General features: G+C 64.8%; 19 protein-coding genes, 1 tRNA gene and 1 riboswitch. Of the genes, 10 read left to right on the top strand and 10 right to left on the bottom strand.

Features of this window, described 5'->3' with window-relative positions:
• Positions 1-32: 32 nt before the first annotated feature.
• Positions 33-398 carry a glycine cleavage system protein GcvH gene (gcvH, locus tag CDI09_RS05740; RefSeq protein ID WP_078526403.1) on the bottom strand — a complete coding sequence of 122 codons (366 nt, stop codon included), beginning with the start codon at positions 396-398 and terminating at the stop codon, positions 33-35.
• Positions 399-445: 47 nt separating this feature from the next.
• Positions 446-1,579: a glycine cleavage system aminomethyltransferase GcvT gene (gene gcvT, locus CDI09_RS05745; RefSeq protein WP_078526401.1), complete on the bottom strand. Its 1,134-nt coding sequence runs from the start codon at positions 1,577-1,579 to the stop codon at positions 446-448.
• Positions 1,580-1,829: 250 nt separating this feature from the next.
• A riboswitch (glycine riboswitch) is annotated at positions 1,830-1,917 on the bottom strand.
• A gap of 126 nt (positions 1,918-2,043) precedes the next feature.
• On the opposite strand from gcvT, the gene CDI09_RS05750 reads away from it, so the two are divergent.
• Positions 2,044-2,352: an antibiotic biosynthesis monooxygenase family protein gene (locus CDI09_RS05750; RefSeq protein WP_078526399.1), complete on the top strand. Its 309-nt coding sequence runs from the start codon at positions 2,044-2,046 to the stop codon at positions 2,350-2,352.
• Positions 2,353-2,430: 78 nt separating this feature from the next.
• Here the strand turns inward: CDI09_RS05750 and speE are convergent, their stop codons facing one another.
• From speE to uvrA, 3 genes are all read right to left on the bottom strand, one after another.
• Entirely contained in the window at positions 2,431-3,291 is an 861-nt protein-coding gene (gene speE / locus CDI09_RS05755; RefSeq protein WP_078526397.1) for a polyamine aminopropyltransferase, read from the bottom strand.
• A gap of 133 nt (positions 3,292-3,424) precedes the next feature.
• On the bottom strand, positions 3,425-3,889 hold the full coding sequence (gene speD / locus CDI09_RS05760) for an adenosylmethionine decarboxylase (protein ID WP_025437442.1): 465 nt from the start codon (positions 3,887-3,889) through the stop codon (positions 3,425-3,427).
• Positions 3,890-4,048: 159 nt separating this feature from the next.
• Positions 4,049-7,096, bottom strand: coding sequence for an excinuclease ABC subunit UvrA (gene uvrA / locus CDI09_RS05765; protein WP_078526395.1), 3,048 nt, complete (start codon positions 7,094-7,096; stop codon positions 4,049-4,051).
• Between the two features lie 269 nt (positions 7,097-7,365).
• On the opposite strand from uvrA, the gene ssb reads away from it, so the two are divergent.
• The 7 genes from ssb (at position 7,366) to eda (ending at position 15,092) form a co-directional block, all read left to right on the top strand.
• Positions 7,366-7,902 (top strand): single-stranded DNA-binding protein, encoded by a 537-nt coding sequence (ssb, locus tag CDI09_RS05770; protein ID WP_078526393.1) that lies wholly within the window; start codon positions 7,366-7,368, stop codon positions 7,900-7,902.
• 162 nt (positions 7,903-8,064) lie between these two features.
• Complete coding sequence (gene gyrA / locus CDI09_RS05775) at positions 8,065-10,851, top strand: DNA gyrase subunit A (protein WP_078526391.1); 2,787 nt, start codon at positions 8,065-8,067, stop codon at positions 10,849-10,851.
• A complete protein-coding gene (gene coaD, locus CDI09_RS05780; RefSeq protein WP_078526389.1) occupies positions 10,844-11,356 on the top strand; it encodes a pantetheine-phosphate adenylyltransferase in 513 nt (170 codons plus the stop codon). The genes gyrA and coaD overlap by 8 nt, the downstream gene beginning before the upstream one ends.
• Positions 11,357-11,420: 64 nt before the next feature.
• Positions 11,421-11,912: a peptidylprolyl isomerase gene (locus CDI09_RS05785; RefSeq protein ID WP_078526387.1), complete on the top strand. Its 492-nt coding sequence runs from the start codon at positions 11,421-11,423 to the stop codon at positions 11,910-11,912.
• Between the two features lie 166 nt (positions 11,913-12,078).
• Positions 12,079-12,154: transfer RNA gene (locus tag CDI09_RS05790), tRNA-Lys, on the top strand.
• Between the two features lie 455 nt (positions 12,155-12,609).
• Entirely contained in the window at positions 12,610-14,448 is a 1,839-nt protein-coding gene (gene edd, locus CDI09_RS05795; protein ID WP_078526385.1) for a phosphogluconate dehydratase, read from the top strand.
• Between the two features lie 29 nt (positions 14,449-14,477).
• On the top strand, positions 14,478-15,092 hold the full coding sequence (eda, locus tag CDI09_RS05800; protein ID WP_078526383.1) for a bifunctional 4-hydroxy-2-oxoglutarate aldolase/2-dehydro-3-deoxy-phosphogluconate aldolase: 615 nt from the start codon (positions 14,478-14,480) through the stop codon (positions 15,090-15,092).
• Between the two features lie 105 nt (positions 15,093-15,197).
• On the opposite strand, the gene alkB is transcribed toward eda, so the two are convergent.
• Both alkB and CDI09_RS05810 read right to left on the bottom strand, forming a co-directional pair.
• Positions 15,198-15,854, bottom strand: a complete 657-nt coding sequence (alkB, locus tag CDI09_RS05805) for a DNA oxidative demethylase AlkB (RefSeq protein WP_078526381.1) — start codon at positions 15,852-15,854, stop codon at positions 15,198-15,200.
• A 170-nt stretch (positions 15,855-16,024) separates the two neighbouring features.
• Positions 16,025-16,795, bottom strand: a complete 771-nt coding sequence (locus CDI09_RS05810; protein WP_078526379.1) for a DUF2076 domain-containing protein — start codon at positions 16,793-16,795, stop codon at positions 16,025-16,027.
• A 209-nt stretch (positions 16,796-17,004) separates the two neighbouring features.
• On the opposite strand from CDI09_RS05810, the gene CDI09_RS05815 reads away from it, so the two are divergent.
• Complete coding sequence (locus CDI09_RS05815; protein WP_061274502.1) at positions 17,005-17,895, top strand: glycine--tRNA ligase subunit alpha; 891 nt, start codon at positions 17,005-17,007, stop codon at positions 17,893-17,895.
• A gap of 6 nt (positions 17,896-17,901) precedes the next feature.
• Positions 17,902-19,962, top strand: a complete 2,061-nt coding sequence (glyS, locus tag CDI09_RS05820; protein ID WP_078526377.1) for a glycine--tRNA ligase subunit beta — start codon at positions 17,902-17,904, stop codon at positions 19,960-19,962.
• 108 nt (positions 19,963-20,070) lie between these two features.
• Here the strand turns inward: glyS and CDI09_RS05825 are convergent, their stop codons facing one another.
• From CDI09_RS05825 to mrdA, 3 genes are read right to left on the bottom strand one after another with little or no spacing between them, the layout of a single operon-like run.
• Positions 20,071-20,463, bottom strand: a complete 393-nt coding sequence (locus CDI09_RS05825) for a DUF3293 domain-containing protein (protein ID WP_078526375.1) — start codon at positions 20,461-20,463, stop codon at positions 20,071-20,073.
• The gene (gene rodA, locus CDI09_RS05830) at positions 20,463-21,620 is read right to left on the bottom strand and encodes a rod shape-determining protein RodA (RefSeq protein ID WP_110571216.1); all 1,158 of its coding nucleotides are present in this window, start codon (positions 21,618-21,620) and stop codon (positions 20,463-20,465) included. Before rodA ends, CDI09_RS05825 begins: the two co-directional genes overlap by 1 nt.
• Before the next feature lie 48 nt (positions 21,621-21,668).
• Positions 21,669-23,588 (bottom strand): penicillin-binding protein 2, encoded by a 1,920-nt coding sequence (mrdA, locus tag CDI09_RS05835; RefSeq protein WP_078526372.1) that lies wholly within the window; start codon positions 23,586-23,588, stop codon positions 21,669-21,671.
• Between the last annotated feature and the right edge of the window lie 20 nt (positions 23,589-23,608).

A 23,608-nucleotide genomic window follows, 5' to 3' on the forward strand; every position in this document is an offset into this window, starting at 1 on the left:
ACTCCGTCAAAGGTGGGAACGAGGGGGAAAAATCAGCCAACCAGCGCGGTGTAGGTGGCGTGGTCCATCAGCCCTTCAAGCTGGGAGGCGTCGGCAATGGTCATGCGCACGATCCAGCCTTCGCCCTCGGGGTCGCGGTTGATGAGGGCCGCGTCATCGGTGAGCGCGTCATTGAAGGCCAGCACATCCCCCGTAACCGGCGCATAGATGTCGGATGCCGCCTTGACGGATTCGACCACCGCCACGCTGTCGCCCTGCTCCACGGTGGTGCCGGGGTCACGCGCTTCGGAAAACACGATCTCGCCGAGTTCGTTCGCCGCGTGCGCCGTAATGCCGACCACGGCCACATTGCCTTCAACGCGCAGCCACTCATGTTCCTTGGTGTAATAGACGGTCATGTGCGTGCATCCTTGATCTGAATACGGGTTTGAAAAAAAACGAAAAACTAGCGTCTGAACGTAGCCGCCACGAAGGGCAGCCCGACAACGGCCACAGGCAGCAGCCGCCCGCGCACGCTGGCGAACAGCCGCGTGCCCACGGCTGCATGGTCAGCCGCCACATAGCCCATGGCCACGGGGCCACCCACGCTGGGGCCAAACGCGCCTGACGTGACATGGCCCGCAGGCACCTGGCCTGCCTCATCGGCAAACAGTTCCGCGCCGCCACGCACCGGGGCGCGACCTTCGGCACGCAGGCCCACGCGGCGGCGCGTCGTGCCATCGGCGAGCTGGTCAGCCACGACCTGCGCGCCGGGGTAGCCACCCGCGCGCGCGCCACCGGGCCTGCGGCTTTTCTGGATGGACCATTCAAGCGCGCCTTCCACCGGGGTGGTGGTCAGGTCGATATCCGCGCCATACAGGCAAAGGCCTGCTTCAAGCCGCAGGCTGTCACGCGCGCCAAGGCCCGCGGGCGCTACATCGGGCTGGGCCAGCAGGGCGCGGGCCACGGTTTCAGCGCCTTCATTGGCCATGCCGATCTCGTAGCCATCCTCACCGGTATAGCCCGAGCGCGAGACAATGCAGGGCACGCCCGCAAGGTCCATCTCCGCCACATCCATGAAGCGCATGGCGGCGGCGGCAGGGTTCAGCGCGGCGAGTGCCGCCTCGGCGGCGGGGCCCTGAAGTGCGATCAGGGCGCGGCCATCGAGCCTCTCGACCGTGCAGGTCTCGTTCAGGGCTTTGTGCACATGGGCGAAATCGGCCTCCTTGCACGCGGCATTGACCACGAGCAGCAGCCAGTCGCTCATGTTGGTGACCATCAGGTCATCGCTGATGCCGCCATCTGCGGTAGTGAACACGGCATAGCGCTGGCGGCCGGGCCTGAGCGCCACAATATCCGCAGGCACCAGCGCCTCGAGGGCGTGCGCCGCATCAACCAGATTGCCCGAGCGCGGGCGGATGCGCACCTGCCCCATATGCGAGACATCGAACAGCCCCGCCTTGCCGCGCGTGTGCAGGTGCTCGGCCATGACGCCTGCGGGGTACTGCACCGGCATGTCATAGCCTGCAAACGGCACCATGCGGGCGCCGAGTTTGATATGAAGGTCGTAAAGCGGGGTGCGCAGCAGGGGCTGGGTCATGCGGGCTGGGCCTTGTGCGGGTCCGCAGGCACGCACGCGACCCTGCATGCCAGGCATGCGGGCGGGCAGGCACGAAACGCGCCAGCGGAACAGGTCGGGGGAAATGCGGGGAACACGGTAACGAACGGCATAAGCATGCGGGACTCCTGTCGAATCCTGATGGATTCCAAGTGCCCCTTCTGTCGCATGTGCCTGAGATCGCTATCCCGTCGGCGGGCATCCTGGTGAGGGACGCCTCTTTCCAGAAGTCTTGGTCAACCGGTCCTTTGGCCTGAGAGTTTCCGGGGCGGTTGCTCCTTCGGCGCTGGCGCGGGGCCAGTCTCTCCCGTGTCGACAGAGCTGACTTGACATGAGCGGATGCGCCAAGTCAATCCATGAAAATGCGCCATGGTGGTGCACACCATGACCCCGCCCACCGCAGGCATTACGTTTTGGGCCTGTAACGTAAAAAGGATGACCCCTTCATGACCAGCCCGCTGACCATCGTGGCCGAATTCCGCATTCCCGCCGAGCACCGCAACCACTTCCTCGAACTGTGCGCCTATGACAGCGCCCATTCGGTAGCGGATGAAAGCGGCTGCCAGCGCTTTGAGGCCGTCTGCCCGCTCGATGACCCGCAGACCGTCATCCTGGTGGAAGTCTATGACGATGAAGCCGCTTTCGAGACCCATCTCGCGACCCCCCATTTCAAGGTGTTCGAAGTGGCCGTCAAAGAGCTGGGCGCGGATCTGGTCAGCCTGCGCAAGACCGCCCGCATCGCGCCCGCGGCCTGAATACCGACCTGAGCGCGCAACGAAAAAGGCCGGAGGGGAACATACCCCTCCGGCCTTTTCCTTAACTGGATCCGGTGATTAGCGCGGCAGGTTCTGCGCGATATAAGGCGGCAGGACGAAGGAGGCGACATGCATCTCCGGCGTCCAGTAACGCGTGCCCTTAATGCCCGCCTTCTCGGCGCGCGCGCGGATCACATCAGCCCCATGCCGGCCCGGCACCGTGCCCTTGGCGGCCACGCCCAGCGTCATGAACCCGCCCACATAGGTCGGCACGGCAGCGACATAGGCCGACACATGATCGAAAAACTGCGCACGCCGCGCACTGGTGTCGCGCAGTTCATCCGCCTGCATGAACGGCACGCCGCACTGGTTCACGATAATGCCGTTGGCCGTAAGAATGCGGGCGCAGTGTTTGTAGAACGAATCGGTAAACAGCACCTCGCCCACGCCGATCGGGTCAGTGCTGTCGACGATGATGACATCAAACGATCCGTCGGGCGCGTTGGTCACGTATTCGATGCCGTCACCCACGATCACCTCGGCGCGCGGGTCGTTCCAGGCATCGCCCGCAATGGCGGGCAGGAACTTCTTGGACAGGTCGATGACCTCGCCATCGATCTCGACCATCACGGCCTTTTCCACCGTGCCATGCTCGAGCACGCGGCGCAGCACGCCCCCGTCGCCCGCGCCGATAATCAGCACGCGCTTCGCATCGCCATGCTCGAGCAGCGGCACGTGGGTCAGCATTTCCTGATAGACGAATTCGTCGCGTTCCGTGATCTGGACCACGCCATCAAGCATCAGCACCCGGCCAAGATCGACATTCTCGAACACCGCAATGTCCTGAAACTGGCTTTTGGTGCGTGCCAGCAGCTTATCCACGCTCAGTTCCTGCCGCCAGCCTTCATACAGGCCTTCGCTGATCCACTCACGGGACATGACCAACCCCCTTTACGTCCTAATCGATGCACATGAAAAAGCACGGGCCGGAAATACATCCGGCCCGCCACTTCGACTTTGATTTACTGAAAGCATGCCGGGGCGCGCGGATATGCCCCCCGGCCACAGCCGTTTAAAGCTGCACGCGCCCACGGCGCTGCTCGTCCACCTCGATCCGGCCCGCCTGGAACAGGCGCTGCATGACCGGAATGGCAAGGTGCGGATCGCACGCCCCACACATGAAAATATCCACGGCGGCAAAGTTGCGCTCGGGCCATGTGTGAATCGAGATATGACTTTCCGCCAGCACGACCACGCCCGACACGCCGCCATTGGGCGTGAAGTGATGGAAGTGGCTGTGCAGGATCGTCGCCCCCGCCGTAACGGCGGCCTCGCACAGGGTACGGTCGATCTGTTCCGGATCATCGAGATTCCGGGCATCCCATAGATCGACAAGAAGGTGCGTTCCCGCAAACTTCATTCCGTCTTTCTCGACGAAATAATCCTTCCGGTCGTCCTCGGACGAAAACGGCGCTGAAGAGATCTGGTTATCGCTCGGGTGTTCCGAGACCATCCCCAGTTGAGCAAGTGCGTTCATCACGTACCCCCAAACCAGTAGACAGCCTGTTGGGCAGAATTGCCCCCTTGGGCCAAGAGAGGCGCTGATAGGGCCTGCGGGCCTTGGGGTGCAAGTGTTTTTCGCAGCCTGCGAAAAGTTTTTTGCACCCACCCCGCAACCCTCTGCGCAAAACGGTGTCTATTTTGCCGGCTTACGCTTCGCTTTTGCCGGTTTTTCTTTCTTTTTCGGGCCTTCAGGGGTTTTGCTCCCCGCAGCCACTGTGACTTTTTTGCCGCGCGCCTTGCGGGCTGGCGTGGATGGCGGCACGCCTTCTTCCACCGGCACGAGCGGCCTGTGTTCAAGCAGCGGGCGCAGGAATCGCCCGGTATGGCTTTCGGGTGTGGCCGCCACCTGCTCGGGCGTGCCGCAGCCCACGATGCGGCCACCGCCATCGCCGCCCTCCGGCCCCATGTCGATCACCCAGTCGGCGGTCTTGATTACCTCGAGGTTATGCTCGATCACCACCACCGTGTTGCCCTGATCGACCAGCGCATGCAGCACCTCGAGCAGCTTGCGCACATCCTCGGTATGCAGGCCGGTGGTGGGTTCATCAAGAATGTAGAGCGTGCGGCCCGTGGCCCGGCGCGCCAGCTCCTTGGACAGCTTGACGCGCTGCGCCTCGCCGCCCGAAAGGGTTGTGGCCTGCTGGCCCAGCGCCACATAGCCCAGCCCCACCTTCTGCAATATGGCCAGCCGGTCGCGGATGCGCGGCACGGCGGAGAAGTAGGGCAGCGCCTCATCAACCGACATGGCCAGCACATCGGCAATCGACTTGCCGCGGAACTTCACGTCCAGCGTTTCGCGGTTGTAGCGCGCGCCCTTGCAGGTATCGCAGGTCACGAACACATCGGGCAGGAAGTGCATCTCGATCTTGAGCACGCCATCGCCCTGGCACGCTTCGCACCGCCCGCCTTTTACGTTGAACGAGAAGCGGCCGGGCTTGTAGCCGCGCGCCTTGCTCTCGGGCAGTTCGGCAAACCAGTCGCGGATGGGGCCGAACAGGTCGGTATAGGTAGCAGGGTTGGAGCGCGGTGTGCGCCCGATGGGCGACTGGTCGATGTCGATGATCTTGTCGAGCTGCTCCAGTCCGTCGATGCTGGCATAAGGCGCCGGGTTCTGCCCCGAGCCCATCAACCTGCGTGAGAGCGCCTTGTACAGCGTGTCGATCACCAGCGTGGACTTGCCGCCACCCGACACGCCGGTCACACAGGTAAACGTGCCGAGCGGGAACTTTGCCGTCACATCCTTGAGGTTGTTGCCCGTTGCCCCGCGCAGCACGAGTTCACGCTCGGGGTCGATCCTGCGGCGTTTGGCGGGCACGGGAATGCATTTGCGGCCCGAAAGATAGGCCCCGGTCAGGCTGTCCGGGTTTGCGGCCACTTCCTGCGGCGTGCCGGCGGCGACGATGTTGCCACCATTCACGCCCGCCCCCGGCCCCATGTCGATCAGCCAGTCCGCAGCGCGGATGGCGTCCTCGTCATGCTCGACGACGATGAGCGTGTTGCCGAGCTTCTTGAGCCGGTCGAGCGTGCCGAGCAGGCGCTCGTTATCGCGCTGATGCAGACCGATGGAGGGTTCATCAAGCACATACAGCACGCCCGTCAGCCCCGAGCCGATCTGGCTGGCCAGCCGGATGCGCTGGCTCTCGCCGCCCGAAAGGGTGGCCGAACCGCGTGACAGGGTCAGGTAGTCCAGCCCCACGTCATCAAGAAAGCGCAGCCGGTCAAGGATTTCACGCAATATGCGCCGCGCGATCTCGGCGCGCTGGGGCGTGAGGGTCGCCTCCACCGTGCCGAACCATTCCAGCGCCCTGCTGATGGGCATGTCAGACGCCTGGGCGATGTTAAGCCCCGCCACTTTTACCGAGAGCGCCTCGGGCCGCAGCCTTGCGCCATCGCACACATGGCAGGGCTTTTCGGACTGGTAGCGCGAGAGTTCCTCGCGCACCCATACGCTGTCGGTCTCGGCCATGCGGCGGCGCAGGTTGGTCACCACGCCCTCGAACGGCTTGGTCAGGCTGTAAGCGCGGCGGTCATCGCGGTAGGTGAACTCGATGGGGTCTTTTCCGCCTTCAAGGATCACGTCGCGCACGCCTTCGGGCAGATCTTCCCAGGGCGTGTCCATCGATACGCCGTAATGCCTGGCGATGGAGGCGAGCGTCTGGGTATAGTACGGACTCTGGCTGTTGCGCCACGGCGCTATGGCGCCTGCACCAAGCGAGAGCGATTCGTCAGGCACGATCAGGCGCGGGTCGAAAAAGGTTTCCTGCCCGATGCCATCGCAGGCCGGGCACGCGCCCTGCGGGGCGTTAAACGAGAACAGGCGCGGCTCGACTTCCTCGAGCGTAAAGCCGCTGACCGGGCAGGCGAAACGCGAGGAAAAGACCGTGCGCGGGGCTTCCTCATCGTCTTTGGCGCCCTTCACCACTTCCTCCGCATAGACCAGCCCGTCAGACAGGCCGAGCGCGGTCTCGAAACTGTCGGCCAGGCGGCTTTCAATGCCTTCCTTGACCACGATGCGGTCCACCACCGCTTCCACCGTGTGGCGCAGGCGGCGGTTGAGTTCGGGCACCTCGTCAATGGTGTAGAGCGTGCCGTCCACCTTGGCGCGGGTGAAGCCCTTGCGCTGGAGGTCGGCCAGTTCCTTTTTACATTCGCCCTTGCGGTCGCGCAGCACCGGGGCCAGCAGCATCAGCCGCGTGCCCTCGGGCATGGCCATGACGCGATCAACCATCTGGCTGATGGTCTGCGCCTCGATCGGCAGGCCGGTGGCGGGCGAATAGGGCACGCCAGCGCGCGCCCACAGAAGGCGCATGTAGTCATGCACCTCCGTCACCGTGCCGACGGTGGAGCGGGGATTCTTGGATGTGGTCTTCTGCTCGATGGAGATGGCGGGAGACAGCCCCTCGATCGAATCGACATCAGGCTTGCCCATCAGCTCAAGGAACTGCCGCGCATAGGCCGAGAGGCTTTCAACGTAGCGGCGCTGGCCCTCGGCATAGACCGTATCGAACGCAAGCGACGACTTGCCCGAGCCGGACAGGCCGGTCATGACCGTCAGCGCGTCACGCGGGATGTCCACATCGACATTTTTAAGGTTATGCGCGCGGGCACCCCGCACGCGAATGGACTGCTGGCTGACATGCTGCCCCGCCGGAACCTGCCCCGGACGCGAAGAAACGCTCATGAACTCTCCCTGTTCCGATCCCGTAGGGGGTGCGGATGCTGGCCACGATATCCGGCCCTGTCATATCTGGTCCCGCCAGTCCATTCGGACAAGGGTCGCGCTGCCATGACGCATGCGCGCAGACGCCGCACGCCCACTCGCATTTTATACGGCAATCCTTTAAGATCGCCGCACCTCTATTCGCCACGGCAGCCTGACAGGCGGCAAGCGTGGCAACCGGCGGGGCCAGCAGGCCGCGATCCGCCGGACCCATATTCGAAGGACAGCATATGGCGGGCAGCGTCAACAAGGTCATTCTGGTCGGCAATCTGGGCAAGGACCCCGAAGTGCGGAACAGCCAGAGCGGGGCGAAGATCGTCTCGCTTACCCTGGCCACGAGCGATACATGGAATGACCGCGCTTCGGGCGAGCGGCGCGAGCGCACCGAATGGCACCGGGTCGTCATCTTCAACGAGCGCCTTGGCGATGTGGCCGAGCGCTTCCTGCGCAAGGGCCGCAAGGTCTATCTCGAAGGCACGCTGCAGACACGCAAATGGACCGACCAGAGCGGCCAGGACCGCTACACCACCGAGGTGGTGATCGACCGCTTCCGTGGCGAGCTGGTGCTGCTTGACAGCAACCGCGGCGGTGATTCGGGCGGTGGCGACGACATGGGCGGCGGCTATGGCGGCGGTGGTGGTGGCGGCTACAGCGCGCCCGCGCGCAGCAGCCAGCCCCAGCGCAACGAGCGCCCCGCCGGTGGCGGTGGCGGCGGATGGGATGCCCCCGCCGGTGGCAGCGACCTGGACGACGAAATTCCGTTCTGAGCCGCTCCTGCCCCCTGCGCGGCGCTTCGCGCCGGGGGGCAAGCCATGCTATAGATCAAGCAGGGATATGATGGCCGCCAACCGCGCCATGCCTGCCTTCCGCTCCACCCCCCGCAGCCCCGTGGCCGCGGGGGCGGATAACCCTGACATGACGGAACTGCCTTGACCGAGATACCCGACGATCCCCTGCCCCCGTCCGACATGCTGCCGGTCACGATCGAGGAGGAAATGCGCTCCTCCTACCTGGCCTATGCCATGTCCGTCATTGTCAGCCGCGCCCTGCCTGATGTGCGCGACGGGCTGAAGCCGGTCCATCGCCGCATCCTGTATTCCATGCGCGAAAGCGGGTTCACGCACGACAAGCCCTACCGCAAATCGGCCCGCGCGGTGGGTGACGTGATGGGTAAATACCATCCGCATGGCGACTCCTCGATCTATGACGCCATGGTGCGCATGGCGCAGTCGTGGTCGATGCGGGTGAAGCTGATTGACGGGCAGGGCAATTTCGGCTCGGTGGACGGCGATTCCCCCGCCGCCATGCGTTATACCGAGGCCCGCCTGGCCAAGGCCGCCGCCTTCCTGCTTGATGACATCGACCGCGACACCGTCGATTTCCAGCCCAACTATGATGAAAGCGAGCAGGAACCCAAGATCCTGCCCGCCGCCTTCCCCAACCTTCTGGTCAATGGCGCTTCGGGCATCGCGGTGGGCATGGCCACCAACATCCCGCCGCACAACCCCACCGAGATCATTGACGCGACGCTCGCACTGATCGCGCGCCCGGACATGACGCTCGATGACCTGCTGGAATACGTGCCCGGCCCCGACTTCCCCACCGGCGGCACCATTCTGGGCCGCGCAGGCATCCGCAGCGCGTTCGAGACCGGGCGCGGCTCGGTCATCATCCGCGCGAAGGCCGAGATCGAGGAAGTGCGCAAGGACCGCAAGGCCATCATCGTCACCGAGATCCCCTATCAGGTGAACAAGGCCACATTGCAGGAGCGCATTGCCGACCTCGTGCGCACCAAGCAGGTGGAAGGCATTTCCGACATCCGCGACGAGAGCGACCGTTCGGGCATGCGCATCGTCATCGAGATCAAGCGCGAGGCGACGCCGGAGGTGGTGCTCAACCAGCTCTACCGCTTCACGCAGCTCCAGACCTCGTTTGGCGTGAACATGCTCGCCCTTGATGGCGGGCAGCCGCGCCTGATGGGGCTGAAGGACGTGCTCGAGGCGTTCATCCGCTTCCGTGAGGACGTGATCCTGCGCCGCGCGCGCTTTGACCTCAACAAGGCCCGCGACCGCGCCCATCTGCTCGTTGGCCTGGTCATCGCGGTGGCCAACATCGATGCCGTGATCGCGCTGATCCGCTCGGCCCCCGACACGGCCGCCGCCCGCGCAGCACTCATGGCGCGCGCATGGGATGCGACCGACGTGGCGCCCCTGCTCGAACTCATCCACGATGAAGGCAATGTCATCGTGGATGGCAAGGTGCACCTGACCGAGGCGCAGGCCCGCGGCATCCTTGAGCTGCGCCTGCAGCGCCTGACCGGGCTGGAACGCGACAAGATCCAGAGCGAACTCTCGGAAGTGGCGGTAAAAATCAACGAGCTGCTGGAAATCATCGCCAGCCGCCCGCGCCGCATGGAGGTGATGTGCACGGAACTCACCACCATCCGCGCCGAACTCGCCACCCCGCGCGCCACCGATATCGCCGATTACGCCGGCGACCAGACCGATGAAAGCCTGATCGAGCCCGGCCAGATGGTTGTCACCATCACGCGCGAGGGCTTCATCAAGCGCACCCCGCTTGATGTGTTCCGCGCCCAGAACCGGGGCGGGCGCGGCCGCACGGCGGCCGGACGGCGGGGTGATGACATCATCGTCCGCTCGTTCAACGCGCATACCCACCAGTGGGTGCTGTTCTTCTCATCGGGCGGCAAGGCCTACCGCGAGAAGGTCTGGCGCCTGCCCGAGGCCAGCCCCACCGCCAAGGGCCGCGCGCTCGTCAACCTGCTGCCCGACCTGGGCAGCGACACGATCACCGCCGTCCTGCCCCTGCCGCAGGATGAGGAGCTGTGGGAGAACCTGCACCTCGTCTTCGCCACGGCCTCGGGCAGCGTGCGGCGCAACAGGCTGAGCGACTTCCGCAACATCCGCTCCTCGGGCCTGATCGCCATGAAGCTTGATGAGGAAGACCGGCTGATCGGCGTCGCCACCTGCCGCGAGGGGCAGGACGTGTTCCTCGGCACGCGCAACGCACGCTGCATCCGCTTCCAGATTACTGATGACACGCTGCGCGTGTTTGCCGGGCGCGGCAGTTCGGGCGTGCGCGGCATCAAACTGGCCGAGGGCGACAGCGTGAACAGCCTGTGCGTGCTCAACCATGTCGAGGCCACGGTAGAGGAACGCGCCGCCTACCTGCGCATGGCCAATGCCCGCCGCCGCGCCGAGGCCGCCGCCAATGGCGAGGAAGCCGAGGAGGTCATGGCACATGATGACAGCGAAACCGCCGAAAACCTGCCCCTGACCCCCGAGCGCTTCGCCGAGCTTGAAGCGGGGGAGGAAGTGCTGCTGATCGTGAGCAATGCAGGCTTTGGCCGCCGGTCTTCCGCCTATGACTACCGCGTGAGCGGGCGTGGCGGGCAGGGCATCAACAACATGACCTTCTCGGCCAACAAGCGCGGCAACGCGGTGGTGGCCACCCTGCCGGTGCTGGAAGGCACGGATGTCATGCTGGTGACCGATGCGGGCCGCCTGATCCGCCTGCCGATCGCGCAGGTGCGCATCATGTCGCGCCAGGCCAGCGGCGTGACCCTGTTCCGCCTGAACGATACGGAAGAGGTGACCAGCGTCTTCCCCGTGATGGATGACGGCGAAGAGGGCGAGGAAGGTGACGCCACCGAGGCCACCGATAACGCCGCCCCTGATGCCAGCCACGATGACTGAGGCCGCCCCCGCCCGCACCGGTTTCTATCCGGGCACGTTCGATCCCGTGACCTGCGGGCACATGGATATTATCGAACGGGCTGCGGGGCTGATGGACCGGCTGGTGATCGGGGTGGCCGAAAACCCCGACAAGCACCCGCTCCTGCCGCTAGATGAGCGGATCATGTGCCTGCGCACCGATATCGCCCCGCTCAACGCGGGGCGGGCCATGCCCATTACCGTTGTCGGTTTTACGGGGCTGGTGGTGCATGCGGCGCGTACGCATGGGGCGCATGCAATCATTCGCGGGCTGCGGGCGGTTGCGGATTTCGAATACGAGAACCAGATGTTCGGTATGAACCAGCACATGGCCCCGGACATTGATACGCTGTTCCTCATGGCGCGCGAGGGGCACCAGTACGTCTCCTCTCGGCTGGTGAAGGAAATCGCGAAGCTGGATGGGGACATTTCCGGTTTTGTTCCCCCCTTTACGCGCAGGCACATCCTGAGCCGCCTGCGCGGCTGACGGGCCGGAGCCGCGCCTTGCGCGCCCCTGCCCTCCCACACCCCTATTTACGAAACGGATCACGATGTCTGCTACAGAAAACAAGTCCGACCTGATCAACGTCGATCTCAAGACAGGACGGGTGGTGATCCGCCTGCGTCCCGACATTGCGCCGCTTGCGGCAGAGCGCATCCGCACGCTGGCGGCGGAAGGCTTTTACGACAACACGCCTTTCCACCGCGTGATCCATGGCTTCATGGCGCAGGGCGGCGACCCCACGGGCACCGGCACCTCGGGCAGCAAGCTGCCGGACCTGAAGGCCGAGTTCACCAACAAGGCCAAGTTCGAGCGCGGCACGGTGGGCATGGCCCGCACCATGAACCCCAACAGCGCGAACAGCCAGTTCTTCATCATGTTCGAGCCCTCGCCGCACCTTGATGGCCAGTACACCATCGTGGGCCAGGTGATTGAAGGCATGGACCATATCGACCAGATCAAGCGCGGCGCGGGCCAGAGCGGCATGGTGCAGGACCCCGACCGCATCATCAAGATGCGCCCGGCCGACGCCGAGGCCTGATCGGCCACACCGCCGGGTGGCGCGCCCTGCCGCCGCCCGGCACCATTGGACCTGCATAAACGGCACGCGCAGGTTGACACTCCCGCCGTGGATGTTTAGAGACCTGCCCAAGGCGCCATGCCCCGGTCTGACCGGCAGGCCTGGCCCCTTGATGAACAGGTCATGTGAGCCGGTAGCTCAGTCGGTAGAGCATTCGACTTTTAATCGAATGGTCGTGGGTTCGAATCCCACCCGGCTCACCAGGACCCTCCCCCTTCCCTGCTTTCTGTGGCCTCCGCGCCCCTGTTACCGCCCGTTGCGCAGCGTGGGCGGTTTTGTTCGTGCATGCCTGCGCGAATGCGCGGCGCCGCAACCTTATTACCGTCAAATCTCGATATGAGCGCCATGGGCCACCCTGACCTGTGGGGATGCGTCGTGGCCGGGCGCGGGCTTTCATGGACCAGGCGGGCTATGGCAAAATGCGTTTTCAGATAATTTTATATTCGTTTTAATAATTAAGTTATCTTATCGCTAATTTTTTTATAATTTTATGTCTTGATCTGGGTCCATTTTTGTAAATAAATGGCCTTCCGCCATGCGGTCACAGGATATTCGCACATTCCGGCCGCTTTCCCTCCCGCTATCGTTGCCGGTGCAATGGATGGCGAGCCTGCCCCGGCACAGGCCAGCGCAGGTGCTTCAAAGTCTGTGAGATCCCATGAGCCTGCACCCCGTCCTGACCGCCGTGACCGAGCGGGTCATCACCCGCTCGGCCCGCACCCGCAGGGCCTATCTGGACCTGATTGCCCGCGAGCGTGAAAACGGCATTAGCCGCCCGCGCCTGGCCTGCGGCAACCTGGCCCACGCCATTGCCGCCTCGGGCAACGACAAGGCGGGCCTGCGCGCGGCAGGCGGCATGAATGTGGGCATCATCACCGCCTATAACGACATGCTCTCCGCCCATCAGCCCTATGGCCGCTACCCTGACCAGATCAAGCTGTTCGCGCGTGAGGTGGGTGGCACGGCACAGGTGGCAGGCGGCACCCCCGCCATGTGCGATGGCGTGACGCAGGGCCAGCCGGGCATGGAAATCTCGCTGTTCAGCCGTGATGTCATTGCGCTGTCCACTGCTGTCGGGCTGAGCCATGGCATGTATGAAGGCGTGGCCATGCTGGGCATATGCGACAAGATCGTGCCCGGCCTGCTCATGGGCGCGCTGCGCTTTGGCCACCTGCCCACCATCCTGATTCCGTCCGGCCCCATGCCATCGGGCCTGCCCAATAGCGAGAAGCAGCGCATCCGCCAGCTTTATGCCGAGGGCAAGGTGGGCAAGGACAAACTGATGGATGCGGAATCCGAATCCTACCACGCGGCGGGCACCTGCACTTTCTATGGCACGGCCAACACCAACCAGATGCTGATGGAGGTGATGGGCCTGCACCTGCCCGGCTCCTCCTTCGTGCCGCCCAACAGCAGGCTGCGACAGGAGCTGACCCGTGCCGCCATCCACCGCCTGAGCGAGATCGGCGCGCGCGGCGAAGATTATCGCCCGCTGGGGCTGTGCGTGGATGAACGCGCCATTGTCAACGCCGCCGTGGGCCTGCTGGCCACGGGCGGCTCGACCAACCTTGCCATCCACATCCCCGCCATGGCGCGGGCGGCGGGCATCATCATCGACTGGACTGACCTCGACCAGCTCTCGGCCATCGTGCCGCAACTCACCCGCGTCTACCCCAACGGGTCGGAGGATGTGAACGCCTTCCATGACGTGGGCGGCATGCCCAGCCTGATCGGCTCGCTGCTTGATGCGGGGCTGCTGCACCCCGATATCCTGACCGTGGCCCGTGGCGGCTTCAGTGAATACCGCAGGAAGCCCGAACTGCGTGACGATAAGGTCGTGTGGGAAGATGCAGGTCCCTCCACCAACGAAAACATCCTGCGCGCGCCCGCCAATCCCTTCCGCGCCGATGGCGGCATGAAGGTGATGGAAGGCAATCTGGGGCGCGGCATCTACAAGACCAGTTCCGTCGCCCCCGAGCGCTGGACCATCGAGGCTCCGGCCGCCGTGTTCGATCATCAGGAAGATGTGCTGACCGCCTTCCGCGACGGCAAACTCGACCGCGACGTGGTGGTGGTCGTGCGCTTTCAGGGCCCGGCCGCCAATGGCATGCCCGAACTGCACAAGCTTACCCCCACCCTGGCGGTGTTGCAGGACCGGGGGCACAAGGTCGCTCTCGTAACCGATGGCCGCATGTCGGGTGCGAGTGGCAAGGTGCCCGCCGCCATCCATATCGGCCCGGAAGCCTATGTGGGCGGCCCGCTCTCGCTGCTGCGCGATGGCGATGTAGTGCGCGTGTGCGCCCGGACTGGCCGCATCGAGGCACTGGTGGAACCTGGTGTAATGGCCGACCGCACACCTGCCCGCCCGCCTGCGCCGCAGTTCGGCACCGGGCGCGAACTGTTCGCGCTGATGCGTAATCACGTGGACCTGCCCGAGCAGGGGGCCTCGGCCATTCTTGCCTCCATGGACCACATGGCGGCACAACAGAACGCGTGAACCCAAACGCCTTGCACAAGGAAGCCGACATGGCCCGCATTGAAGAGATCATGACCCTTGCCCCGGTTATTCCGGTGCTGGTCATTCACGACCCCGCCCATGCCCGCCCGGTGGCCGAGGCCCTTGTGGCCGGTGGCCTGCGCGCGCTGGAAGTGACCCTGCGCACCGACTGCGCGCTGGAAGTGATTGCCGAGATGGCCAAGGTGGAAGGCGCTGTTGTGGGCGCTGGCACCGTGCTGAACGGTGATGACCTCAAGCGCTCGGTCGATGCCGGTGCCCGCTTCATTGTCAGCCCCGGCCTGACCACGGGTGTTGCACAGGCGGCACGGGCGAGCGACGTGCCGCTGCTGCCCGGCACGGCGAATGCCAGCGACATCATGCGCGGGATGGATCTTGGGCTGACGCATTTCAAGTTCTTCCCCGCCACGGCAGCCGGCGGCCTCCCGGCGCTCAAGGCGCTGTCAGCCCCGTTTGGTCAGGCGCGGTTCTGCCCCACCGGCGGTATCAAGGCCGAGACCGCAGCCGAATGGCTGGGCCTGCCTTCCGTGCTATGCGTGGGCGGGTCGTGGCTGGTGCCCGCAGGCGCGCCGGATGTGGCGACCATTATGGCGCGCGCGAAGCAGGCGGCAAGCCTGAAAGGCTGATACAGGTAAACGTTTTTGGGTGCCGCCTTTTTTCAAAAAGGCGGCATTCCTCGAAGCTTTTTGAAAAAGCTTCACCAAAAACTTCTTTACGGTGAATAAGACTTCCTACCACACCCGCCGAAAGGTCAGGTTATAGCGGCACGGTCCCGTAACCGGGTGCTGACCTGCCCGTAGCGGCGCGATGCCGTGGAAGACACGCCGCGACGGGCCACCCCACACCACCACATCCCCATGTAGCAGCGCAATGCGGCGCACCGGGTCCGCACGCCGCAACCCGCCCCACTGAAAAATGGCAGGCAGGCCGAAGGACACGGAGACAACCGGCGCATCAGCCCGCTCGTCATCATCCTGATGCAGCCCCATCCGCGCGCCGGGGCGGTAGCCGTTGATCAGGCAGGTATCGGGTGCGAAGTCCTCATGCCCCGCAAGCCTTGCTGCCGCGATGGCCCAGTCCCGCCACGCATGGGGCAGCGCAGGCCAGGGCTGGTGGGTCATGGGGTCGCGGGTTTCATAACGATGGCCCTGCGCGTCACTGCACCAGCCTGCCACCCCGCAACAGGTCATGGCGACCGACATGCTACCGCCGCCCGCCGTTGTCATGCGCCGGAAAGGTGAAAGCCGGGCAATCTGTTTAATCCCCGCCAGCATATCCTGCGCCTGCGGGGCAGCATGGCCGCGCAGAACCATAGCCCCGGCATCAAGCACTTCATGCTTCGGCGCGGATGCAGGCGGTGGGTCGAGCATGAATTCCTGCTGCGCCATGCCGTGTCTTCCCCCCTGTGCCTTGCTGCGCACCGTAAGCGTGTATTTATTCCCAAGTGATGCCGGTTTTTTAAAAAGGCAGTGCTGTTCGAAGCTTTTTGAAAAGCCTTTCCACAAAAAAAAGGGACACCCGCAACGGATGCCCCTTTCCCTGTCAGGACAGAGCTCACTCAGAAGCTGTTATCATCGCCCGCGTCAAACCCGCCACCGTCGAAACCGCCATCATCGCCACCGGCATCAAAACCGGAATCCGCCGTGGTCCCGCCACCGGCAAACGGATCAGCGCCGCCAGTACCTGCAGTGCTGTCACCGTAGTTGTTGTTGATGATGGTCTCGCCCGTGCCGCCCTGGGGCATGCCGCTGGCAAAGCCGCCATCATCATGGTGCCCGCTAAACAGGCCGGTCAGTGCGTTGCCCATCATCATGCCACCGGCCACACCGGCCGCAGTGGTCAGGGCCGAGCCAAGGAAGCCCGAGCCGCCCGAGCGGAACATGCCCGGCTGCATGCCCTGCGGGTAGACCGGCTGCGGCGGCGGGCTGGACGGTGCAGCCCCACCCCAGCCCGGCGGGGGCGCTGCCTGCTGCGTGCGCTGGCCGCCGCCAAAAATGCCGCTGAGGAAGCCGCCACCGCTGCCACCCGATGCCTGCTGCGGCGGCACCTGCTGCTGCATCTGCTGAATCTGCTGCTGCGCCTGCTGGAGCTGCCACTGGAGCTGGCGAATCCGGTTCTGCGCCTCGGCAAGGGCCGCTTCCTGCACCACGGCGGTCTGGGTGATGCGGTAGCGGGCTTCAGGATATTTCTGGAACATCTGCCCGATATACTGATCGGCCTGCGGGTCGATCGGCGGGAGGGCATTTGTCGTCTGCGGCACGCTACCGGGGGCATTGCCCCCCACGCGGGCAAAAAACTGTGTGATCAGTTCGCGTTCCTGGTCATTCATCCTGTCTGTCCTGCCTTGGGCTGGGATACCGTATCCCTGCTGATGTGGTCCGTGCGGGCGCAATAAGCAAGGCCCCCACCTGCCATGCGGGGCCGTTTTGGGCGTATGGCACGCCCGACCTTCCGGTCGGGGCCGCATAACGGTATGCTGTCCGGCGATTTTGCGCCAGATGGCGCAGACCTCTACCCGTTTAGCGGAGCATCTCGTTCATGGACCCGGCCCCCGTGCCCCGATCACCCACCTCACCGCGCCCGCTGTCCTTTCAGGGGCTTATCCTGAAGCTGCACCAGTTCTGGTCCGATCAGGGCTGCGCCATCCTCCAGCCCTATGATACGGAGGTGGGCGCGGGCACGCTCTCGCCGCACACCACGCTGCGCGCCCTTGGCCCCAAGCCGTGGAAGGCCGCCTACGTGCAGCCGTGCCGCCGCCCGTCGGATGGCCGCTATGGCGAGAACCCCAATCGTCTGCAGCACTATTACCAGTATCAGGTGCTGCTCAAGCCCACGCCGGAGGAGAGCCAGAAGCTGCTGCTCGACAGCTACCGCGCCATCGGCATCGACCCGCTCGAGCACGACATCCGCTTCGTGGAAGATGACTGGGAAAACCCCACCATCGGCGCCTGGGGCCTGGGGTGGGAAGTGTGGTGCGATGGCATGGAGGTGACGCAGTTCACCTACTTCCAGCAGGTTGGCGGCATTCCCACCGTCATGCCCTCCACCGAACTGACCTACGGGCTGGAACGGCTGGCGATGTACGTGCAGGGAATCGAGAATGTCTATGACCTCGATTTCAACGGCCAGGGCCTGAAATACGGCGATGTGTTCCTGCGCGCCGAGCAGGACTATTCGCGCCACAACTTCGAGGTGGCGGATGTGGAGATGCTGCACCGGCACTTCATTGATGCCGAGCGCGAATCCACCGCCCTTGCCGAGGCCGGTCTGGCCCAGCCCGCCTATGACCAGTGCCTCAAGGCCAGCCATCTGTTCAACCTGCTCGACGCGCGCGGCGTGATCAGCGTAAGCGAGCGCGCCGCCTATATCGGCCGCGTGCGCAACCTGGCCAGGCGCTGCTGTGAAACGTGGCTGGCGGGCGAGGAATAAGAGATCATGCCCGAACTGCTTATCGAACTCTTCTCCGAGGAAATTCCGGCCCGCATGCAGGCGCGCGCGGCAGCCGACCTCGAACGCCTCGTAACCGAGGCGCTGAGCCCCCTCAAGCCGCGCGCGGCTACGGCCTATGCCAGCCCGCGCCGCATTGCGCTCTCGCTCACCGTCGATGCCACGGTGCCCGGCAGCACGGTCAATGAGCGCGGCCCGCGTGAAAGCGCGCCCGAAAAGGCGCTTGCCGGCTTCATGCGCAAGCATGGCGTGACACAGGATGCGCTCGTGGCCGAAAACGGCTTCTGGGTGCTGCACCGCGATATTCCGCCCGTTGATGCCGCAACCCGGATTGCCGATGTGCTGCCCGGCCTGCTGCGCCGCTTCCCGTGGCCCAAATCCATGCGCTGGGGCGAGGGCAGCGCCTTTACATGGGTGCGCCCGCTGCGCCGCATCGTATGCCTGCTTGATGGGAAGGTGGTCGATTTCACGCTGGCGGAAGGCGAGGATAACGGCCACGGCCTGAAAGCGGCCAACCTGACCGAAGGCCACCGCTTTACTGCTCCCGGCGCCTTTGCCGTGACCGGCACGCAGGACTGGCTGGAAGGCCTGCGCGCCCGCCAGGTCGAGCCCGATGCCGCCCGCCGCCGCACCACCATTGCCGAAGGCGTTGCCCGCCTTGCGGGCGAGGAAGGGCTGAATGTGGTGGCCGATCCCGGTCTGATCGACGAGGTTGCGGGCCTGACCGAATGGCCGGTGCCCTTCCTTGGCCAGATCGATGATGAGTTCATGACCCTGCCGCCCGAGGTGATGCAGGTTTCCATGCGGGTCAACCAGCGCTACTTCGCGCTGCGTAATTCGGATGGGTCGGCAGCACCACGCTTCGCCTTCGTGGCCAACCTGCTGCCCAGCGATGGCGGGGCGCTGACCATTGCAGGCAACGAGCGCGTGCTGCGCGCCCGCTTTGCCGATGCCCGCCATTTCTGGGATCTTGACCGCGCAAACACGCTAGCCAGCCGCGTGCCGGCACTCGACCGCATCGTGTTCCACGCAAGCCTGGGCAGCCAGGGCGAGCGCGTGAAGCGCATCGTGCGGCTGGCGGGCATTCTTGCGGACATGACCGGGGCCGATCAGGCACAGGCCGAGCGCGCGGCCCTGCTGTGCAAGGCGGACCTCACCACCGGCATGGTTGGCGAGTTCCCCGAACTTCAGGGCATCATGGGGGCCTATTACGCCCGCCATGATGGCGAACCCGCCGCTGTTGCCGATGCCATCGGCGCGCATTACATGCCTCGCGGGCCGCTTGACGCGGCGCCAACCGCCCCGGTCTCGGTAGCCGTAGCGCTGGCCGACAAGATCGACATGCTGGTGGCCTTCTTCGCCGCAGGCGAGAAGCCGGGCGGCTCGGGCGATCCGTATGCGCTGCGCCGTGCAGCACTTGGCGTGATCCGCATCATCCGTGAAAACGGACTGCGGCTGGATCTGGCCAAGGTGTTCTGGGAGGCGGCACAGGGCCTGCCCGAGGCCCTGCGCCTTGCGCCCGATCTGGACGTGCTGCCCGAATTCGTGGCTGACCGCCTGCGCGTGCAGTTGCGTGGCGAGGGCGCACGGCATGACATTCTGGCCGCCGTATCAGTGGGCAACACCGATACCGACATCGTGCGCCTGCTGGCCCGCGCCAGGGCCATTGCCGACATGCTGGAAACTGATGACGGGCGCAACATGCTCGCCGCCACCAAGCGTGCCGCCAATATCCTGCGCATCGAGGACCGCAAGGACGGCCCGCATGAAGGCACGCCCAACCCGGCGCTGTACACCCAGCCCGAGGAAAAGGCGCTGGCCGACCAGCTTGCCACGACCATCCCTGCCGTCGAGCAGGCCACGGCACAGGAACGCTACGCCGATGCCATGCGCGATGTCGCGGCCCTGCGCCCCGCACTCGACCAGTTCTTTGACAAGGTGACGGTCAACGACAACGACCCCGCCATCCGCGCCAACCGCCTGCGCCTGCTGTCGGAACTGTGCCGCATGACGGTACTGATCGCCGATTTCAGCCAGATCGAAGGCTGAAATTTAAAAACAATAAAAGTTTTTGGGTGCCGCCTTTTTTCAAAAAGGCGGCATTTTTTTAAGCTTTTTGAAAAAAGCTTTACCAAAAACTTTTGTCTGATTCCCGGTTCAGGCTAGGTACACCAGCCGCGCGGGCCGGTTGCCATGCACCACCACCACGGCATTCTGCCGGAACCGCCGCGCGAGTACCAGCCCACGCGCAAGGTCCACCCGCACGCCATAAAGCGGCTCGGACCATCGACCCAGCCGCCCCGCCCCCAACGCATGGGGCAGCCCGTGCAGGGCGCGGGCCAGATGCGCCATCATGCGCCGGTTCCAGCCATCGGGCCGCAGCCTGCCACCAGGATTGCACGCACTGAGCAGAATAATATCGCCCGCAGGCACGCGGCCCCGCCAGCGCGGCCTGTGCCCAATGCGAATGACCGGCAGGCCCGCCACATGATAGGTGCTGAGCCGGTAGGAACGGTGAATGGCAGGCGTGGGCGGCACGATGGCCGCCATCAGTCCTTTTCCCCCGGCGTGGTCTCGCCAAAGGTGGAATTGCGATGCACCCACGCCGACATGAGCAGCCCGAAGCCAAACATGACCATGAGCATGGCCGACCCGCCATAGGAGATGAGCGGCAGCGGCACGCCACCCACCGGGATTGCCCCCATCACCATGGACAGGTTGACCGCGCAGTAGAGGAAAAAGTTCATGGAAATGCCAAGCCCGAGCAGCCGCCCGAACTGGTTACGGCTGCGCATGGCAATCAGCATGCCGCCAAACACCAGCAGCAGCAGCATGCCGATCACGGTAATGCCGCCCACATATCCCCATTCCTCTGCAATCATGGTGAAGATGAAGTCGGTCTGCTTTTCAGGCAGGAAGTTGAGCTGCCCCTGCGTGCCGCGCAGGTAGCCCTGCCCCCACATGCCGCCCGACCCCAGCGCGATCTTGGACTGGATGATGTTGTAGCCCGCACCCAGCGGGTCGCTCTCGGGGTGGAGGAAGGTGGTCACCCGCGCCTTCTGGTAATCATGCAGATGGCCGTAGGCGATCCTGGCCAGAAAAGGCATGGGCAGCACCAGCAGCGCGATCTGCCACAGCCGCATGCCCGCGCCAAAGAACATGCTCGCCCCCACCGTGCCGATGATGACGGCGGTGCCCAGGTTAGGCTCCTTGAGCACAAGGGCGACCGGCAGCAGCACCATGAGCGCAGGCGGCACCAGCATGAGCGGGTTGCCCATGCTGCGGTAACTGATCTTGTGAAACCACGAGGCCAGCATGAGCACCAGCGCGATCTTGGCCAGTTCCGAGGGCTGGACCTGCATGCCGCCCAGCATCAGCCACCGCTCCGCCCCCTTGCCCACATGCCCCATGCGCAGCACCGCAACGAGCAGGATGAGCGAGAAGATGTAAAGCGGCCACGCCATGCGCACCAAAATGGCCGGGCTCATCAATGCTATGCCCAGCATCATGACCAGACCAAAGCAGAAGCGGATGGATTGCGGCCCGGCAAACGGCCGCGACGTGCCGCCACCAGCCGAATACAGCGCCCCGTAGCCAATCACCGCCAGCGCGCAGATCAGCAGCACATACAGCCAGTTGACCTGCCACAGCTTGGTCAGGATCTGGAAATTGGGTTCGGCGCGCAGCAGGCGCTTCTGGAATTTCATTCCATTCTCCACAACAGGCGCGGGCATGGCGGGGGCGCTTGGCCCGTATCAGTCCACCTCGGCCTGCGCGACTTCCTGGCCCGGCGGTTCGCGGTGGTTGACCGGATCACGGCGCAGGGTATCGGTCATGATATCACGCGCAAGGGGGGCCGCGACATCAGCACCTGCATTGCCATGCTCGATCACCACCGCCGTGGCATAGCGCGGCGCGTCATAGGGCGCAAAGCAGATGAACAGCGCATGGGGCCGGTATTCCCACGGCAGGTTGGCAGAGTTGAAGTGCCCGCTCTCGCGCATGGCGCGCGAAACACGCCGCACCTGCGCCGAGCCGGTCTTGCCCGCCATCTGCACGCCCGGAATGTCCAGCCGCGCCTTGGGTGCGGTGCCGCCCTCCTCGTTCACCACGGCGTACATGCCCGCCCTGATGTCCGCGAAGAAATGTTCGGGCATGTCCATGCCCGGCGCGCGGCCAAGGTCGGTCAGGTCCGCCATGCGGCCCGCCACCGAGCGGATCAGGTGCGGCTGCACGTTGCGCCCCGTGGCGATGCGCGAGGCATAGGTGGCGAGTTGCAGTGGCGTCACCTGCACGAAACCCTGCCCGATGCCGCTGACAATGGTGTCGCCGCCATTCCAGTGGTGGCCATGTGCGCGCCGCCATGTGGGCGTGGGGATCAGCCCCTGGCGCACATGCGGCAGTTCGATCTCGGGCAGCCTGGCGCCAAGGCCAAACAGTTCTGACGTGGCCGCAATAGGGTCCATGCCGGTGCGGCGTGCGACTTCATAAAAGAACACGTCGCACGAATATTTCAGCCCCTGCCGCAGGTTGATCGTGCCATGCCCGTAGCGCGACCAGCAGTGAAAACGCGTGCCGCCCACATCGATATAGCCGGGGCAGGTAATGCGGTCGGACGGGGAGAGCGTGCCCGCGCGCAACGCCGCCATGGCCACGGCAGGCTTGAAGGTGGAGCCAGGTGGATACAGCCCCGACACCGCCTTGTTGATGAGCGGGGTCTGGCTGTTGTTGGTCCACTCGATCCACTGCGCCTGACTTACGCCGCTATCGAACAGCGAGGGGTCGAAGGAGGGGTTGCTGACCATGGCCAGCACCTCGCCATTGCGGCAGTCCATCACCACCGCGCTGGCCGACTGGTCGCCAATGCGGCCAAGCACCTGCTGCTGCAGGCCGCTATCAATGGTCAGCGCGATCTCGTCACCCGCGAGGCCGGGGTCACGGTCAAGCTCGGCCATGACGCGGCCCACCGCGTTGACCTCCATCTCCACCGAGCCCACCTGCCCGCGCAGGTTCAGGTCCTGTGTCTGCTCAATGCCCGAGCGCCCCACGCGCATGCCCGGCAGGGCGAGTTCGGCATTATGCACCACGTCCTTTTCGGCCGGGGGCGCGACATAGCCCACCACATGCGCCATGAGCGGGCCGAAGGGATAGACGCGCGTGGTGCCCACATCGATCAGCACGCCCGGCAGCGAGGGCATGTTGAGTTCCAGCCGCGCCATGTCATCCCATGACAGGAAATCACGCAGCATGATGGGGATGAACCGCCGCTTGTGGCGCAGTTCATGCTCAATGCGCACGCTGTCGCGCGGCTCGAGCGGCACAAGCTGGGCAAAACGCTCGAGCGTGCCGTTGATGTCGCTGGTTTCCTCGGCCAGCAGCAGGGCGCGCCAGTTGATGCGGTTGGCCGCGACCGAGATGCCGAACCGGTCGGTAATGCGCCCGCGCGGCGGGGCGAAGAAGCGTTTGCTCAGGCGGTTGTTTTCCGCAAGCTTCGCATAATGGCTGCCGTTGAGAACCTGAAGCCCGTACAGACGTTCACCCAATGCACCGAGCACCGCGCCCTGGGCTGCCATGAGCAGCAGGGCGCGACGGGTAAAGACGCCACGGGAGGGATTCTTGCCCTCCTCCGGGCGCGACATGAGCCGGTTGCCGGATTTCTTCTTGCGTAACTTCATTTACTCATCCGGCACGCAGG

It is taken from the genome of Komagataeibacter nataicola, assembly GCF_003207795.1.
In the GTDB taxonomy this organism is placed as follows: Bacteria; Pseudomonadota; Alphaproteobacteria; order Acetobacterales; family Acetobacteraceae; genus Komagataeibacter; species Komagataeibacter nataicola.